Raw genomic sequence first — 14,892 nt, forward strand, 5'->3', positions numbered from 1 at the left:
CCCGGCCCGGCCGGCCCGGGCCGGGACGTCCCACCGGCGGTGGTTCGCCGCCGGCCTGGCGGCGCTGCTCATGCTGACCGGCGCGCCGGCACGGGCCGCCGACCCGGGCGGCTCCTGCCCACCGGGACAGACCGACTGCGACGTCTGGGACGACGACCCACCCGTCCCCGGAGACCCCGGCGGGCCGGGCGGCGGCGGAGACGGCGGCGGCAACGGGGGCGGCGCCGCGAAGTGCCAGTGGAACGGCCGCGCCATCCCCTGCTACGACGATCTGCTCGGCTGGTTCAACAACGGCGACGGCTGCTACTACAAGCTGGCGGAGCCGCAGGGGGACCCACCCCCCGGCAAGCAGTACTACGTGGCGAGCTGCAACGGCGGCGCCACCGGGCAGCAGACGCTCGTGCTGCGCGACGCCCCGCCGCCCGGCTACGGCACACCGCCCGACCCGGAGGAGTTGGCCCGGCGCGCGCTCGCCTCGATCTCGCTGCTGCGGCCCCGCGTCTCGGTCGCGCCCCGGCGCAGCAAGGGCCCCGGTCTGGTCGGCCTGCCGGTCTGGATGTGGGCCAGCCCCGGCGCCTCCTACTTCGGGCCGCTGTCCGCCTCGGCCTCGGACCGCGGGCTGACCGTCGAGATCACCGCCAAGGTGAGCCGCATCGTCTGGCACATGGCCGACGGCCTCGACGTCACCTGCACCGGGCCGGGCACCCCCTACCAGGCGGACGGGCCGAATGCCGGAGGGCCCTCGCCGGACTGCGGCCTCCCGCACGGCTACGCCCAGGCGCGCACCTACCAGGTCCACGCCACCACGTTCTGGACCGTCGAGTGGACGTCCAGCGGCGGGGAGAGCGGCGAGATCGCCCAGAGCCGGGTCAGCGGTGTCGTCCCGGTGCAGATCAACGAGCTTCAGGTGGTGACCCGATGAGTGTCGTGGCAGCCCGGAACGGGACCCCGGTGGAGGCGCCCGTCGCACCGCCCAAGGTGGTCCGGCAGCGGCGGATCCGGCCCGGCCTGCTCGGCCTGGCGATCCTGCTGATCGCGCTCGGCGGCCTCGGCGCGGCGTTCGCGGTCACCTCGGTGCGCTCCACCGGCAGCTACCTGGCGGTGGCCCGGCCGGTCGAGGTGGGCCAGCAGATCACCGCCGACGACCTGGTGCCGGTGCGCGTCTCCGGCGGACGCGAACTGCGTCCGGTGCCGGCCGCCCGGATGAAGGACCTCGTCGGCCTGCGCGCGGCCGTCCGGCTCACCCCGGGCACGCTGCTCACCCCGGCCCAGCTCACCGACGCCCCGCTGCTCGGCCCCGGCCAGCAGCAGATCGCGCTGGGCCTGGAGACCGCCCGGGTGCCGGCCCGCAAGCTGCACCCCGGCGACAAGGTGCTGCTGGTCAGCACGCCGGACAGCGGCGCCAGCGGCGCCGAGGCGACGCGTGGCGGCGGCACCCGGTTCGAGGCCACCGTGATCGACACGGCCACGCCGGAGAACGACGACGTGGTGGTCTACCTGGCGCTCGCCGTCCGGGACGTGCCGGCGGTGGTGGTGCTGGCCGCGGACGACCGGATCGCGCTCGTGCTCACCGGGGCGGCCTGATGGCGATCATCGCTTTGCTCTCGGCGAAGGGTTCGCCGGGCGTCACCACCACCGCGCTCGCCGCGGCGCTGAGCTGGCACCGCCGGCTCGTGCTGGCCGAGTGCGACCCGGCCGGCGGCTCGATCCTCGCCGGTTACCTGGGCGGGGCGCTCGACGGGCCGCGCGGCATCGGCGAGCTGGCCGTCGGCGAGCTGCGCGACGGCAGCCTGGAGAGCGCGTTCTGGTCGCAACTGGTCGACCTGGACGCGCCGCGCCGCGAACGGCTGCTGCTGCCCGGCGTGGTCGACCCGGCCCAGGCCGGCAGCCTGGTGCCGCTCTGGCAACGCTTCGCCGACTACTTCACCGGCCTGGAACGGGGGATGCCCCCGTACGACGTGCTGGTCGACTGCGGACGGTTGGCGGTGGGTGGTCCACCGTGGCCGCTGCTGCGGGCCGCCGCGGTGGTGCTGCTGGTCACCCGGGCGCACCTGCCCGACCTCTCCGCCACCCGGGCCACGGTCCGGGCCGTCGAACGGGACCTCACCGAACACCGGGTCCCGCCCGGCAACCTGCGCCTGCTGGTGGTCGGCGACGGGCACGGCACCAGCGAGATCAGCAAGGCGCTGCGACTGCCGGTGATCGCCCGGCTGCCGCACGACCCGCGTACCGCCGAGGTGCTCGCCCACGGCGGCACCGTGCGCGCCAACCGGCCGCTCATGCGCGCGGCCGGCGCGCTGGAGGTGCCGGTCCGGGCGCTGCTGGACCGGCGGCGGGCCCGGCTGGCCTGGCCCGGGGCGACCGCGCCGGCCACGACGCCGACGCCCAGCGTCCAGGGGGTGCCCGGTGCGGTTTGAGCCTGTCTCGTACGACCCGCGCGGGCAGCAGCCCGGCGTCGTCTCCACGGTTCCGCCGCTGGCGGCGCCGAACGGGCGGCACCACGTTTCCGGGCCGGCGCTGCCCGCCGCCCCGCCGGCCGCGCCGCCGCGCCCCCGGGTCGACTTCGCGGTGGTTCGCGAACTGCGCCGGGAGCTGAGCGAACGGCTCACCCACTGGCAGCGCGGCCGGGAGTTCGACGCCGACGCCGAGGAGGTCGAGCGGGCCCGGCTGGCCGTCGCGGTGGTCTCCGCCTACGCGGACTCGGTGCGCCGGGGCGGCCGGCCGATGGCCGCCGACGAGGAGCGGCTGCTGCTCGACCAGGTGACCGCCGAGCTGGTCGGGCTGGGCCGGCTCCAGACGCTGCTGGTCGACGAGACCATCGAGGAGGTGCACATCCTCGGCTGCGACCAGGTACGCATCACCCGGCACGGCGGCGGCGTCGACTGGGCCGAGCCGATCGCCGAGACCGACGACGAGCTGGTGGAGATCCTGCAGGCCGCCGCCCGCCGGGCCGGGGCCACCGAGCGGTCGCTCTCCACCAGCAAGCCCACGCTCGACCTGCAACTGCCCGACGGCAGCCGGCTCGCCGCGGTGTTCCTGGTCAGCCACCGCCCCTACGCGGTGATCCGCAAGCACAACACGCTCGACGTGAGCCTGGAGGACATCGCCGGCGGCCGGCCCGACCTGGACGAGATGATCGACCCGCTGCTGCGCGACTTCCTCCGCGCGTCCATGCGGGCCGGGCTGAACATCATGGTCGCCGGGCTGGCCGGGGCCGGGAAGACCACTGTCATCCGGGCGTTGATGGACGACATCCCGGCCGACGAGCCGTACGTGCTGCTGGAGGAGAGCCGGGAACTGCTGCCGGCCCGGCGCGGGCACAAGCACCGGGCGGTGATGAGCTTCGAGTCCCGGGAGGGGCACGGCGAACGCGGCGCGGACGGTCGACCCGCCGGCGAGGTGAGCATCGCCGACCTGATCCCGGTGTCGCTGCGGATGGGCGTGCTGCGGATCATCGTCGGCGAGGTGCGGTCCCGGGAGATCGTGCCGATGCTCCAGGCGATGACCACCAGCCGCGGGTCGATGTGCACCATCCACGCCCGCACCCCGGCGGGGGTGAGCGAACGCATCATCGAGCTGGCGCTCTCTCACGGCCGGGAGATGACCGTCGACCAGGCCCGGCGAATGGCCGGCAACGCGCTCGACCTGATCGTCTACGTCACGGTCGAGGACGAGACCGCGATCGGCGGCCGCAAGCACCGCTTCGTCTCGCACGTCGAGGAGGTCATCGGCGTCGGCGAGGGCAACCGGATCACCACCACCACGGTCTTCGGGCCGGGGCCGGACGGCCGGGCGGTCCCCCGCCACCTGCCCGAGCGGATCCGCGACCAGTTGCTGCGGGTCGGCTACGACGCCCGCCTGCTCACCCGGTTCGTCGAGGCCGGGGTGGGCGCCTGGCGGCGTCCCCGGCACACCCGTCTCGGGCACCGGCCGAACGGGGGGCCGGCATGACGCAGATCGAACTGATCGCGGTGGTCTCCGGCGCGGCCTGTGTGGCCGGTCTGGTGCTGACCGTGGTCGCGCTCGTCGGCACGCGCCGGCCACCGAGGTCGACGCCGGGCGGCGCCGGGCCGGGCCTGGGCCGGCTCTGGACCGGCTCCGGCGCCGGCCGGGCCGACCAGCGCCGGCACCAGATGCTGCTGGTGGCCGCGGTGGTCGTCGGGGCGCTGGCGTTCCTGCTCACCGGGCTGCCGGTGGTCGGGTTGCTGGTGGCGCTCGCGGTGCCCGGCGTGCCGTGGCTGTTCGCGGTCGGCCGGGCCGAGCAGCGGGCCATCGCCCGGATCGAGGCGGTCGGCGAGTGGACCCGGCGACTCAAGGACATCTCCGGCACCGGCCAGGGGCTCCAGCAGGCCATCGTCGGCACCATCACCACCGCGCCGGAGGAGATCCAGGAGGAGATACGCACGCTCGCCGCCCGCCTCCAGGCCGGATGGCTCGCGAAGTCCGCGCTGCTCGCCTTCGCCGACGAGATCGCCGACCCGGTGGCCGATCAGGTGGTGGCCGCGCTGATCCTGCACCTCACCGACCGGGGTGAGCGCCTCGGCGACGTGCTCGGTTCGATCGCCGGCGCCGCCTCCGCCGAGGTCGCCACCCGACGCGAGGTCGAGGCGAAGCGCACGCAGCCCCGGTTCGCGGTCCGCTTCCTCACCGGCATGACCCTGGCGACGCTTGCCTACGGGCTGGTGAACAGCGACTACATCCGCCCCTACGGGACGGTGACCGGGCAGCTCGTGATGGCGGTGCTCGGCGCGGCGTTCATCGCGCTGCTGGTCTGGGTGCGGTCGATGAGCCAGCCGCCGCGCCCGGCCCGCTTCCTGCCGGCCCCCGACCCGGAGGAGGCGATCGCCTGATGATCATGAACTGGCAGCTCGTCGTCGCCGTGCTGGGCGGATCCGCCATCGGACTCGGTCTCTTCCTGGTGGTCCGGGAGGCGCTGCCGGCCACCCCGGCGCTCGGGCCGGCCCTGCGTCGGCTGCACCAGCCGCCGGGTCAGGCCCCGGTGACCGGCGCCGGGCCGGACTGGCTGGGCGGGTTCGCCCGCTGGCTGCGCCCGCCGACCCGGCAGCTCGCCCTGCTCGACCGCACCCCCGAGCAGTACGCCATGTCGGTGCTGCTCTCCGCGCTGATCGGCTTCGCCACCCCGGCGGTCGTCTCGGCCGTCCTCTTCGTCGGCGGGGTGGCCATGCCGGTGGTCGCGCCGGTGCTGGCCAGCCTGGGCCTGGCACTGGTCGCCGGTTTGGTGGCGCACCGGTCGGTGCTGGCCAAGGCGGACGCCGCGCGGGACGAGTTCCGGGCGGCGGTCTGCACCTATCTCGACCTGGTGGCGTTGCAACTCTCCGCCGCGCACGGCCCGGTGCAGTCGCTGGAACGCGCGGCGACGGTCTGCGACGGCTGGGTCTTCGACCGGATCCGGGAGGCGTTGCGGCTCGCCCAGCTCCAGATGCACTCGCCGTGGGACGAGTTGCAGCACCTGGCCGACCGGATCGGCATCCCGGAGCTGGGCGACGTGGGCGCCATCATGCGCTCCTCCGGCAGCGAGGGCGCCCAGGTGCACGAGACGTTGCGGTCCCGTGCCGACTCACTACGCGACCAGATCCGCACCGACAACCTGGCCCGCGCCGAGGGGGTGACCAGCAAGTTGGACATTCCCGGCTCGCTGCTGGTCTTCGTCCTGCTCGGCTTCGCCGTCTATCCGTTCATCGCCCGTCTGTGACACCCACCCCCGAGAAGGAGACGACCATGTACCTCTACACCTACCTGTACGCGGCGGTGAGCAACCGCCTCGCCGAGCTGCGCCGCGACGGCGAGCGCGGCGACAGCCCGGTGCCGACCGCAGTGATCATCTTCGGTCTGGTCGCGGTGGCCATGGCGGTCACCGGGCTGGCCCTGGCCCGCGCGAACAACTGGATGGAGGCCATCCCGAACAACACGGCCCCGAAGGCGCCGTGATGCTCCGCCCCGCCCGTACGCTCCGGAGCCGGCCGGCACCCGCCGGCCGGCCCGCCGGTCCGCGCGGTCCGGGGCGGATCGCCGCCGCCGTGCGCGCCCGCCTCCGCCGGGGCGGGCGCGAACGGGGCGCCAACCCGGTCGAGCTGGCCGTGATGATGCCGGTGATCCTGGTGCTGCTCTTCGGCTCGATCCAGGTCGCCGTCTGGTTCGTGGCCCGGTCCACCGCGTTGAACGCGGCGCAGACCGGGGTGAACGCCCAACGCACGTTCGACGCCTCGCCCACCGCCGGCCGGGACCGGGCGACCAGCTTCCTGCGCCGCTCCGGGGACTGGCTGATCGGCTGGGACCGGACCGGGCCGACCTGCGTCGAGACCGCCACCGACGTCACCTGCACGGTGCGCGGCCGCTCCCTGTCGGTCATCCCCGGCGTCGACTTCGAGGTCGTGCAGACCGCGCACGGCCCCGCCGAACGCTGGACCGCGGGGTGAGGCCGGTGCCACGGGACCGGGGTTCCGTCTCGATCGAGGTGGCGGTGCTGGCACCCGCCTTCATCGCGCTGATGGTGCTCGCCGGGGTGGCCGGCCGGACCGCCGTCGCCGACGAGGCGGTGGAGTCGGCCGCGCACGACGCCGCCCGGGCCGCCTCGATCGCCCGGACCGCCCGCGAGGGCGAGCAGGCGGCCGAGAAGGCGGCCCGCGACCAGCTCAACTGGTCCGGCCTGCGCTGCACCGCCCCGCCGAGCCTGAGTCTGACCGGGTCGGTGGGCGGGAAGCCGGCCGCCTTCGCCGGCGCGTACCGCAGTGACCCGGGCGTGCCGGCGACCGTGACGGTCACCGTGACCTGCACGGTCTCCTTCGACGACCTGCGCGCGCCGGGGCTGCCCGGGGTGCCGGGCGGCAAGACCGTCTCGGCGCGCTTCACCTCGCCCCTGGACACCTACCGGAGTCGCGGATGACCGGCCGGCGGGTGGCGGAGAGCGGCCGGGTGAGCCTCTTCCTGGCCGTGGCGATGACCGGCGTGCTCGGCATCGTCAGCCTCGCCTACGACGGCGCCGGGCAACTGCGCACGCTGCAACGTGCCGACAACCTGGCCGCCGAGGCGGCTCGCAGCGGCGGCCAGATGATCGACCGGGCGAGCGCCATCGAGGGCGGCCCGAAACGGATCGACCAGGACGCCGCCCGCACGGCCGTCGCCGGCTACCTCGACGCCGCCGGCGGCGTCGGCGGCCACGAGGTCGACTTCCCCGTGGTCGGCACCGAGACCCAGATCCGGGTACGCGTGCGGATCACCTACCGCCGGGACCTGCTCGGTCTGTTCGGCGCGCCGAGAACCGCCACCGTCACCGGTGAGGCCACCGCTCGGGCGCTCACCGCGCCACCACCGTAGGAAGGAAGGCCGCCATGGGTGCACCAGGACGTTCCGCCGCCCGCCGCGCCGGTCAGGTCGTCACCGGGCTCGGCGCCCTCGTCGTGCTGGTCGGGGTGCTGGCCGGCGGGCCGGTCGCGCTGCTGGCCTTCGCCGGCAACCCGCTGCCCGACCACCTGCCCACGCTGGCCGAGGTGGGCACGACGTTGACCAGCCGCGACGACGGGCAGCTCTTCCTGCGGGCGCTGGCCGTGGTCGGCTGGTTCGGGTGGGCCACGTTCGCGTTCTCGGTGGTGGTGGAGCTGCTCGCGTCGGCGTTGCGCCGGCCCGCGCCGAAGCTGCCCGGGATGCACCGCCAGCAGCGGGCCGCCGCCGCGCTGGTCGGTTCGGTGGCGCTGATCCTGGCGGCGAGCCCGGCCGCGGCCAGTGCCGCCGCGCTGACCGCCCCGCCACCGGCGGTCGCGGCGCCGGCGGTCACCGCGGCGTACACCGCACCGCCTGTCGCCACGCCGGCCCCCGACGCCGCCGGCCCGGCGGTGTACCGGGTGGCGAAGGGCGACTACCTGGGCGAGGTGGCCGACCGCTACCTGGACGACTTCGACCGCTACCGGGAGCTGGCCCGGCTGAACCGCCTCGCCGACCCGGACCGGATCCGGCCCGGCCAGTTGATCGAGCTGCCCGGCGGCGCGGTGGACGACGGCGCCCGGCGGCACGCGGCGGGCCGGCTGGTGGTGACGGCGGCGAAGCCGGCGCCGGCGAAGCCCGCCCCGGGTGCCGCGCCGTCGGCGGCGAAACCCAAGCCGAAGCCCGCGCCGGACTCGCCGGCCCGGGACGCCACGCCGACCGTGGAGGCGCCGGACGGGCAGCAGCCGGCCATGGCGGCGGGCGCGTCACGGGCCACCGCCGAGGAGGGCATCAACCGTCCGCTGGCCATCTCGGCGGTGCTGGCGGTGGCGAGCATCGTGGGCGCGCAGATCGGCGCCGTCCTCGGCCTGCGGCGGCGGCCGGTGCCGGCACGGGTGCCGGGCAACGGCCGGCACCGCCGCGACTGAGGCGGGCCCGGGGGTCAGGGCAGTCGGGCCTCGACCCGGCCGGAGACCACCCGGGTGGGGAGCACGACCTGGTCGTTGGCGGCCGGGCCGTGCACCACCGCGCCGCCGTCGAGGCGGAACGCGCTGCCGTGCCACGGGCAGACCACGCAGGCGTGGCCGTCGATCTGCTGGACCTCGCCCTCGCCGAGCGGCCCGCTCTGGTGGGGGCAGCGTTCCAGCATCACGGCGACGTCGTCGCCGTGTCGGTAGACGAGGACCGACACGTCGTCGATCTTCCGGGTGAGCAGTTCCCGCTGCGGCAGGCTGCTCAGGTCGCCCACCGGGTGCCAGCCGTCGCCGATCAGGTGCAGCTCGGAGACGCTTTGGCTGACCTGCGCTCCCTGCTTGTAGGCCAGGTGCCCGCCCAGGTAGGCCCCACCGCTCGCCGCGGAGAGCCCCAGGTAGGCCAACGTGCGGCCGAGCCCGTGCCGCCCGTTCAGTCGGGCCGCGAGCGAGCCGGCGTAGAGGGTCAGGCCGACGATGTTGGCTCCGGCGTGCACCAGCCCGACCCGGCGCTGGTCGCGGGAGAGGGCCGCCCAGTCGTTCCACCCGGCGACCGCCGCCGGCAGCGCGCTGACCGTGCCGAGCCCGACCAGGGCGGTGGCCGCCCGGCGCTGGCCGGGGAGCAGGTCCACCACGGCGGCCGAGATCCACGCGCCGACCGGGACCTGCACCATCGCGGGGTGCAGCGGATGCCCCAGCCAGACGCCGTGCAGCGCGTCCCGGACCCGCTGCGAGCTGAGCGTGCCCTGGACGGCACGTTGCAGCCGGTCACCCACCCGGTCGAGTCCGGCGGCCTGTTCGAGCTTCGTCAGTAGTCGGCGCACCTCTTCCGACTTCCCGGCAGCAGAGCCCCCAAACCGGACGCCCGGGAAAACCGGATGATGCCGCGCGTACCGTCGGTGCATGGCCCGTCGTCGTATCCCCCGCTGGCTCGCCCGCGCGCCGATCCCGCTCTACCGCAACGGTCTCGGCCGGCTGCTCGGCCGCCGGTTGATGATGCTGGAGCACCGGGGCCGCCGCTCCGGCCTGCCCCGGTACGTGGTGCTGGAGGTGGTGGACCGCGAGCCGGGCGCGCTCTTCCTCGCCTCCGGCTACGGCCCGGCGTCGCAGTGGTTCCGCAACGTGCGCGCGGATCCGGCCGTGCGGGTGTGGACCGGGCCGGACCAGGGCGGCGGCCCGCTACCGGCGGACGTGGACGCCCGGCTCCCCCTGGTCCGCCTCGACCTCGCGCACCACTGACGGCGCGATCAAGTAACAGGGCGGCGCCCGCTGGCGCGTCGGGCGCCGTCGCGGGCATGCTGGGCCCATGGGGGTACGCGTCGAGCACGCCGGTGCCGTGACCACGGTGATCCTGGACCGGCCGGAGGCCCGTAACGCGGTGGACGGGCCGACCGCCCGCGCGCTGGCCGACGCGTTCCGCGCGTTCGACGCCGACCCGGACGCGGCGGTCGCGGTGCTCTGGGGCGCGGGCGGCACGTTCTGCTCCGGCGCCGACCTGAAGGCGATCGGCACCCCACGCGGCAACCGGGTCGAGGCCGAGGGCGACGGCCCGATGGGGCCCACCCGGATGGCGCTGTCCAAGCCGGTGGTCGCCGCGATCTCCGGGTACGCGGTGGCCGGCGGCCTGGAGCTGGCGCTCTGGTGCGACCTGCGGGTCGCCGAGTCGGACGCGACGCTCGGGGTGTTCTGCCGGCGCTGGGGGGTGCCGCTGATCGACGGCGGGACGGTTCGGCTGCCTCGGTTGATCGGGGAGAGCCGGGCGATGGACCTGATCCTCACCGGGCGGGCGGTGCCGGCCGACGAGGCGTACCGGATGGGTTTGGTGAACCGGCTGGTCGCGCCCGGTGCGGCCCGGGCGGAGGCCGAGCGGCTGGCGGCCGGGATCGCCCGGCACCCGCAGACCTGCCTGCGCAACGACCGGGCGGCGCTGCTGGCCGGCGCCGACCGGCCGGAGCCGGAGGCGCTCGCCGTGGAGCTGGCCTACGGCATGGAGTCGCTGGCCGTGGACGGGGTGCGGGGTGCCGGCCGGTTCGCCGCCGGCGCCGGCCGGCACGGCGCGCCGGCCGGCTGAGGCGTCACTTCAGGTTGCGCAGCGCGTCGGAGATGGCCCGGTGGAACGTCGGGTACGCGTAGATCATGTGCCGGAGCTGGCTGACCGGCACCGCCGCGTGCACGGCCACCACCAGCGCGGAGAGCACCTCACCGCCGGCCGGTCCGGCCGAGGTGGCGCCGACCAGCACGCCCTGGTCGGCGTCGGCGATCAGCTTGATGAAGCCGGCGTTGCCGGTCTTGTGGATCCAGCCCCGGGCCGACGAGGTCAGGTCGGTGTGGCCGACCTGGACGTTGATGCCCCGGTCGCGGGCCTGCCGCTCGGTCAGGCCGACCGCGCCCACCTCGGGGTCGGTGAACGTGACCCTCGGCAGCGCCCGGTAGTCGGCGACCGGGACGCTGCCCGGCGCGACCGTGGAACCGCCCGCGCTCATCGCGCCGCCGACGGCGCTGACCACCCCGGCCGCGCCGCCGACCACGCTGGCGGTGCCGCTGGCGTCCGGGCCGCCCCTGGCGCGCCGCATGTGGTCGAGCACGTCGGCCACCACGATGCCGGCCTGGTACATGGCGATGTGGGTGAATGCGCCCTCGCCGGTGAGGTCGCCGACCGCCCAGATCCCGCCGGTGACGTGCATCCGGTCGTTGACCGCCAGGTATCGCTGCCCGGCGTCCACGCCGACCGTGTCCAGCCCCAACTCCTCCAGGTGCGCCTTGCGGCCGGTCACCACCAGCAGCTTCTCGCCGGTGAACGCGGCACCGTCGGCGTGGACGGTGAACTCGGCGCCGTCGTGGCTGACCCGGCCGACCTTGACGCCGGTGCGGATCTCCACCCCGTCGGCGCGCAGCGCCTCGGCGGCGAGCGCGGACGCCTCGGGCTCCTCGACCGCGAGCACGCGGTCGGCCGCCTCGACGACGGTGACGCGGACGCCGAAGCGGGCGAACACCTGCGCCAACTCCAGCCCGATCGCGCCACCGCCGAGCACCAGCAGCGTGCCAGGCAGCTCCTCGACCTCGATGGCCTGGTGGTTGGTCCAGTAGGGCGTGTCGGCGAGCCCGTCGATCGGTGGGATCGAGGGGCGGGTGCCGGTGCCGAGGACCACCCCGAAGCGGGCCTCGAAGACCTGGTCGCCGACGCGTACCCGGTTGGGCCCGTCGAGCCGGCCGCTGCCGCGCACGAACCGGCCGCCCTTGCCGGCGAACCGGTCCACCGCGACCTTGTCGTCCCAGGTGTCGGTGGCCTCCTCGCGGATCCGCTTCGCCACCGGCGCCCAGTCGGGCCGCACCTGCGCGGAGCCGGCCAGCTCGTTCACCCGGTGCGCCTCGGCCAGCGCGTTCGCCGCCCGGATCATCATCTTGCTCGGCACGCATCCCCAGTAGGGGCACTCGCCGCCGACCAGATCCCGTTCGATGCCGACCACGTCGAGGCCGGCCTCGGCGAGCCGCTCGGCCACCTCCTCGCCGCCGACGCCGAGCCCGACCACGACCACGTCCACCACTTCCGGCTCTGCCATCCCGCCAGCATTCCGCACCGCCGGAGGCCGGGCCACCGGACCCGGCCGGAATTCCTCCGCCGGTAATGAGTGCGACGGCCTACCGTGACCGGATGCACGCGCGCTTCGCCCCGGTCCGGGACGCCTTCCACGACCTGTTCGCCGCCGGCCGGGAGACCGGCGCGGCGCTGTCCGTCCGACTCGACGGCGTGCCGGTGGTGGAGCTGGTGGGCGGCACCACGGCGGCGGTACCGCCGGGCGCGGTCGTGCCGGCCGTCGGGGCGGACCGGCCGTGGCTGGCCGAGCACGACCGGGTGAACGAGCTGGCCGAGGTGTTGCACTCCTGCCTCTGACCACCCGTCACTTTCCGTCATGTCGGGACGTCGTCACGGAGCGCGTTCGGCCCGGTCGGCTGGCACGTCGCCCGTGGCCGCCTTTGCTCTGCAGCCAATGACACAGCACCGCATTGAGCAGGGATTCTCTTGCGGTTCCGAAAACCGCGCGAGGCTCGGCCGCTCACGGTGCGCAACCGGTGCGGATATGGCTGCAGAGCAAAGGCTGTCGTGGGTGACCACGTGGGCGGACACGCGCGTCACCGACCGTCACCGACGAGCGCCGAACCGGCGCCGCGCGGCCTCGCGCCCCCGTCAGCGCATCCAGACCGGGTCGCTGCCGGGCACGTCCAGCGGCGGCGGGTAGTCGCGCGCGCGACGCTTCTCGTCGGGCAGCCGCCACGGCTGGTGCACCGCCTTGCCCGCCACCGACTCCAGTTCGGGCACCCACCGCCGCACGTAGGCGCCGTCCGGGTCGTACCGTTCGGCCTGGCGTACCGGGTTGAAGCCCCGGTAGGGCCGGCTGTCGTTGCCGGTGCCGGCCACCCACTGCCAGTTGCCCGAGTTGTTGACCCGGTCGCCGTCGAGCAGCCAGCGGAAGAAGACCCCCATCCCGGGCCGCCAGTCCAGCCCGAGATGCTTGGTGAGGTAGCCGGCGGTGATCAGCCGGGCCCGGTTGTGCATCCAGCCCTCGGCGCGCAGCTGCCGCATGCCGGCGTCCACGATCGGCATGCCGGTGCGTCCCTCGGTCCAGGCCGCCAGCGCGTGCGGATCGTCCCGCCAGTCCTCCCTGGCGCCCCGCCGGTAGGCGGTCGTGGACAGGTCGGGGAAGCCGGCCACGACCTGGTGGTAGAAGTCGCGCCAGCAGAGCTGCCGGACGAACGGCCCGTCGCGGTCGCCGGCCCGGTTCGCCACCGCGAGCGGGGAGACGCAACCCCACCTGAGGTACGGGCTGAGCCGGGAGGTGTCGTCGCCGGCCATGTCGTCGTGGATGTCGTCGTAGCGGTCGAGCGTGGGCAGCCACACCTTGAGGCGGCGCTGGGCGGCGCTCTCCCCGCCCTCGGCCGCGTCCGGGCTGTCGCCCTTCGGCGGTTCCGGCAGCCGGCCCGGGTCGACGCCGTCGGGCAGCCGGATCCGCTTCGGCGCGGCCAGCTCGTCCCGGAGCTGCACGCCCTGCCAGGCGCGGAAGTAGGGGCTGAACACCCGGTAGTGGTCGCCACCGGCCGGGCGCAGCGCGCCCGGCTCGACGATGGTCAGCCCGGGGAACAGTCGCAGGAACATCCGGTGCCGGTCGCACTCGTCGCGCAGGCGGCGTTCCCGGCGGTGGGCGTACCGGGTCACGTCGGCGGAGAGCCCGACGCCCTCGGAGCCCACCGCGCGGGCCAGCTTGACCGTCTCGGCGACCGGGTCGCCGCGCCGGACGACCAGGTCGCCACCGCGCCTGCGGAGCGCCTCGCGCAGCTCGGCCAGGCTCTGGTGCAGGAACCGGGTGCGGTTCGGGGAGAGCTTCCGCAGCGTCGGGTCGAGCACGTAGAGCGGCACCACCCGGTCGAACGCCGAGGCGGCGGCGGCCAGCGCCGGGTGGTCGTGCACCCGCAGGTCGCGGGTGAACAGCACGACCGCCGTACGCTCGGTCATCCGGCCAGGGCCGGGGTGCGCGCCGGGCCGGGCACCTGGACCGGCGTGCCGGTCGGGGTGAGCAGCGCCCGCGCGGCCACCGCCATCCGCCGGCGTTGCGGCACCAGGGCCCGACGGACGAAGACGTCGAAGCCCTGCCCGGCCACCTCGTCGAGGATCCCGCCGTAGAGCGCGTACGCGGTCCGCATGCACGCCTGCGAGGCGGGGTTGAGCAGCGGGATGCCGGGCGCGGCGGCGAGGTAGTGGGCCTGGGCGCGGGTCACCTCGTACTCGATCAGCTCGCGGATCGCCGGCGTGGTCCGCCCGGCGGCCTGGGCGGCGAGCAGGTCGTCGCGGGTGACGCCGAACTTGGCCAGGTCCTCGTCGGGCAGGTAGGTGCGGCCCCGGTCGAGGTCCTCGGCGACGTCCCGGATGAAGTTGGTGAGCTGGAACGCGAACCCGAGCTGGCGGGCGGGCTCGCGGGCGGCGGCCGGGTCGGAGCTGCCCAGGATCGGCAGCATCATGGTGCCGATGACGGCGGCCGAGCCCTCCATGTAGTCGAGCAGGTCGTCGTAGGTCGGGTACGACATGACGGTCAGGTCCATCGCCATGCTGCGCAGGAACGACGCGAAGTCGTCGCGGTCCAGGTCGAACACGGCGATGGTGTGCAGCACGGCGGGCAGCAGCGGGTCGTCGACCGACGCGCCGTGCAGGCCGGCGACGAACCGGTCGGACCACTCGCGCAGCCGGGCGGCGCGCTCGGCGGGCGGCAGGTCCTCGGTGCGGTCGACGATCTCGTCCGCGTAGCGGGTGAATCCGTACAGGGCGTGCACATGCCGCCGTTTCCAAGCGGGGAGCAGCCGGGTGGCGAGATAGTAGGTACGGCCGTGACGCCGGTGCAGCTCGCGGCAACGGTCATAGGCAGCGGTGAGATCCGTGTCCACCGGCCCTCCTCGGTTTTCGACGCAGCAATCGACGCAACTCGTAACCCTAGGG

The 14,892-nt window shown here is 75.1% G+C and carries 18 protein-coding genes; 14 read left to right on the forward strand and 4 right to left on the reverse strand.

What is annotated here, in order from left to right; all coding sequences use genetic code 11:
• The first annotated feature begins 70 nt into the window (after positions 1–70).
• From O7618_RS25050 to O7618_RS25100, 11 genes are read left to right on the forward strand one after another with little or no spacing between them, the layout of a single operon-like run.
• Positions 71–922: a hypothetical protein gene (locus tag O7618_RS25050; RefSeq protein WP_278110141.1), complete on the forward strand. Its 852-nt coding sequence runs from the start codon at positions 71–73 to the stop codon at positions 920–922.
• On the forward strand, positions 919–1,584 hold the full coding sequence (locus O7618_RS25055) for an SAF domain-containing protein (protein WP_278108582.1): 666 nt from the start codon (positions 919–921) through the stop codon (positions 1,582–1,584). Before O7618_RS25050 ends, O7618_RS25055 begins: the two co-directional genes overlap by 4 nt.
• A complete protein-coding gene (locus tag O7618_RS25060) occupies positions 1,584–2,417 on the forward strand; it encodes a ParA family protein (protein WP_278108583.1) in 834 nt (277 codons plus the stop codon). Before O7618_RS25055 ends, O7618_RS25060 begins: the two co-directional genes overlap by 1 nt.
• Entirely contained in the window at positions 2,407–3,951 is a 1,545-nt protein-coding gene (locus O7618_RS25065) for a CpaF/VirB11 family protein (protein ID WP_278108584.1), read from the forward strand. Before O7618_RS25060 ends, O7618_RS25065 begins: the two co-directional genes overlap by 11 nt.
• Positions 3,948–4,850, forward strand: coding sequence for a type II secretion system F family protein (locus O7618_RS25070; protein WP_278108585.1), 903 nt, complete (start codon positions 3,948–3,950; stop codon positions 4,848–4,850). The genes O7618_RS25065 and O7618_RS25070 overlap by 4 nt, the downstream gene beginning before the upstream one ends.
• Positions 4,850–5,713, forward strand: coding sequence for a type II secretion system F family protein (locus tag O7618_RS25075; RefSeq protein ID WP_278108586.1), 864 nt, complete (start codon positions 4,850–4,852; stop codon positions 5,711–5,713). Before O7618_RS25070 ends, O7618_RS25075 begins: the two co-directional genes overlap by 1 nt.
• Before the next feature lie 26 nt (positions 5,714–5,739).
• A complete protein-coding gene (locus O7618_RS25080) occupies positions 5,740–5,949 on the forward strand; it encodes a hypothetical protein (protein ID WP_278108587.1) in 210 nt (69 codons plus the stop codon).
• The gene (locus tag O7618_RS25085; RefSeq protein ID WP_278108588.1) at positions 5,949–6,437 is read left to right on the forward strand and encodes a TadE family protein; all 489 of its coding nucleotides are present in this window, start codon (positions 5,949–5,951) and stop codon (positions 6,435–6,437) included. Before O7618_RS25080 ends, O7618_RS25085 begins: the two co-directional genes overlap by 1 nt.
• A gap of 5 nt (positions 6,438–6,442) precedes the next feature.
• Complete coding sequence (locus tag O7618_RS25090) at positions 6,443–6,904, forward strand: TadE/TadG family type IV pilus assembly protein (protein WP_278108590.1); 462 nt, start codon at positions 6,443–6,445, stop codon at positions 6,902–6,904.
• Positions 6,901–7,335 (forward strand): hypothetical protein, encoded by a 435-nt coding sequence (locus tag O7618_RS25095; RefSeq protein ID WP_278108591.1) that lies wholly within the window; start codon positions 6,901–6,903, stop codon positions 7,333–7,335. The genes O7618_RS25090 and O7618_RS25095 overlap by 4 nt, the downstream gene beginning before the upstream one ends.
• 14 nt (positions 7,336–7,349) lie before the next feature.
• On the forward strand, positions 7,350–8,366 hold the full coding sequence (locus O7618_RS25100) for a LysM domain-containing protein (RefSeq protein ID WP_278108592.1): 1,017 nt from the start codon (positions 7,350–7,352) through the stop codon (positions 8,364–8,366).
• Between the two features lie 14 nt (positions 8,367–8,380).
• On the opposite strand, the gene O7618_RS25105 is transcribed toward O7618_RS25100, so the two are convergent.
• Positions 8,381–9,232 (reverse strand): Rieske 2Fe-2S domain-containing protein, encoded by an 852-nt coding sequence (locus O7618_RS25105; RefSeq protein WP_278108593.1) that lies wholly within the window; start codon positions 9,230–9,232, stop codon positions 8,381–8,383.
• A gap of 79 nt (positions 9,233–9,311) precedes the next feature.
• Between O7618_RS25105 and O7618_RS25110 the strand changes: the two genes are divergently transcribed.
• Together O7618_RS25110 and O7618_RS25115 are read left to right on the forward strand one after the other, a co-directional pair.
• Positions 9,312–9,647 carry a nitroreductase family deazaflavin-dependent oxidoreductase gene (locus O7618_RS25110; protein WP_278108594.1) on the forward strand — a complete coding sequence of 112 codons (336 nt, stop codon included), beginning with the start codon at positions 9,312–9,314 and terminating at the stop codon, positions 9,645–9,647.
• A 67-nt stretch (positions 9,648–9,714) separates the two neighbouring features.
• The gene (locus O7618_RS25115; RefSeq protein WP_278108595.1) at positions 9,715–10,479 is read left to right on the forward strand and encodes a crotonase/enoyl-CoA hydratase family protein; all 765 of its coding nucleotides are present in this window, start codon (positions 9,715–9,717) and stop codon (positions 10,477–10,479) included.
• A gap of 4 nt (positions 10,480–10,483) precedes the next feature.
• Here the strand turns inward: O7618_RS25115 and O7618_RS25120 are convergent, their stop codons facing one another.
• Positions 10,484–11,968, reverse strand: coding sequence for an FAD-dependent oxidoreductase (locus O7618_RS25120; RefSeq protein ID WP_278108596.1), 1,485 nt, complete (start codon positions 11,966–11,968; stop codon positions 10,484–10,486).
• Between the two features lie 92 nt (positions 11,969–12,060).
• Between O7618_RS25120 and O7618_RS25125 the strand changes: the two genes are divergently transcribed.
• Complete coding sequence (locus O7618_RS25125; RefSeq protein ID WP_278108597.1) at positions 12,061–12,300, forward strand: hypothetical protein; 240 nt, start codon at positions 12,061–12,063, stop codon at positions 12,298–12,300.
• 294 nt (positions 12,301–12,594) lie between these two features.
• Here the strand turns inward: O7618_RS25125 and O7618_RS25130 are convergent, their stop codons facing one another.
• Both O7618_RS25130 and O7618_RS25135 read right to left on the reverse strand, forming a co-directional pair.
• Entirely contained in the window at positions 12,595–13,917 is a 1,323-nt protein-coding gene (locus tag O7618_RS25130; protein WP_278108598.1) for a deoxyribodipyrimidine photo-lyase, read from the reverse strand.
• Positions 13,914–14,840 carry a phytoene/squalene synthase family protein gene (locus tag O7618_RS25135; protein WP_278108599.1) on the reverse strand — a complete coding sequence of 309 codons (927 nt, stop codon included), beginning with the start codon at positions 14,838–14,840 and terminating at the stop codon, positions 13,914–13,916. The genes O7618_RS25130 and O7618_RS25135 overlap by 4 nt, the downstream gene beginning before the upstream one ends.
• Between the last annotated feature and the right edge of the window lie 52 nt (positions 14,841–14,892).

The organism is Micromonospora sp. WMMD980 (assembly GCF_029626035.1).
GTDB lineage: Bacteria > Actinomycetota > Actinomycetes > Mycobacteriales > Micromonosporaceae > Micromonospora.

Bases quoted from the DNA above. Each gene is read 5' to 3' on its own strand.
- O7618_RS25055 (WP_278108582.1), top strand. From the start codon at position 919: ATGAGTGTCGTGGCAGCCCGGAACGGGACCCCGGTGGAGGCGCCCGTC.
- O7618_RS25050 (WP_278110141.1), top strand. From the start codon at position 71: ATGCTGACCGGCGCGCCGGCACGGGCCGCCGACCCGGGCGGCTCCTGC.
- O7618_RS25115 (WP_278108595.1), top strand. From the start codon at position 9,715: ATGGGGGTACGCGTCGAGCACGCCGGTGCCGTGACCACGGTGATCCTG.
- O7618_RS25085 (WP_278108588.1), top strand. From the start codon at position 5,949: ATGCTCCGCCCCGCCCGTACGCTCCGGAGCCGGCCGGCACCCGCCGGC.
- O7618_RS25080 (WP_278108587.1), top strand. From the start codon at position 5,740: ATGTACCTCTACACCTACCTGTACGCGGCGGTGAGCAACCGCCTCGCC.
- O7618_RS25110 (WP_278108594.1), top strand. From the start codon at position 9,312: ATGGCCCGTCGTCGTATCCCCCGCTGGCTCGCCCGCGCGCCGATCCCG.
- O7618_RS25125 (WP_278108597.1), top strand. From the start codon at position 12,061: ATGCACGCGCGCTTCGCCCCGGTCCGGGACGCCTTCCACGACCTGTTC.
- O7618_RS25060 (WP_278108583.1), top strand. From the start codon at position 1,584: ATGGCGATCATCGCTTTGCTCTCGGCGAAGGGTTCGCCGGGCGTCACC.
- O7618_RS25120 (WP_278108596.1), bottom strand. From the start codon at position 11,968: ATGGCAGAGCCGGAAGTGGTGGACGTGGTCGTGGTCGGGCTCGGCGTC.
- O7618_RS25075 (WP_278108586.1), top strand. From the start codon at position 4,850: ATGATCATGAACTGGCAGCTCGTCGTCGCCGTGCTGGGCGGATCCGCC.
- O7618_RS25070 (WP_278108585.1), top strand. From the start codon at position 3,948: ATGACGCAGATCGAACTGATCGCGGTGGTCTCCGGCGCGGCCTGTGTG.
- O7618_RS25130 (WP_278108598.1), bottom strand. From the start codon at position 13,917: ATGACCGAGCGTACGGCGGTCGTGCTGTTCACCCGCGACCTGCGGGTG.
- O7618_RS25095 (WP_278108591.1), top strand. From the start codon at position 6,901: ATGACCGGCCGGCGGGTGGCGGAGAGCGGCCGGGTGAGCCTCTTCCTG.
- O7618_RS25100 (WP_278108592.1), top strand. From the start codon at position 7,350: ATGGGTGCACCAGGACGTTCCGCCGCCCGCCGCGCCGGTCAGGTCGTC.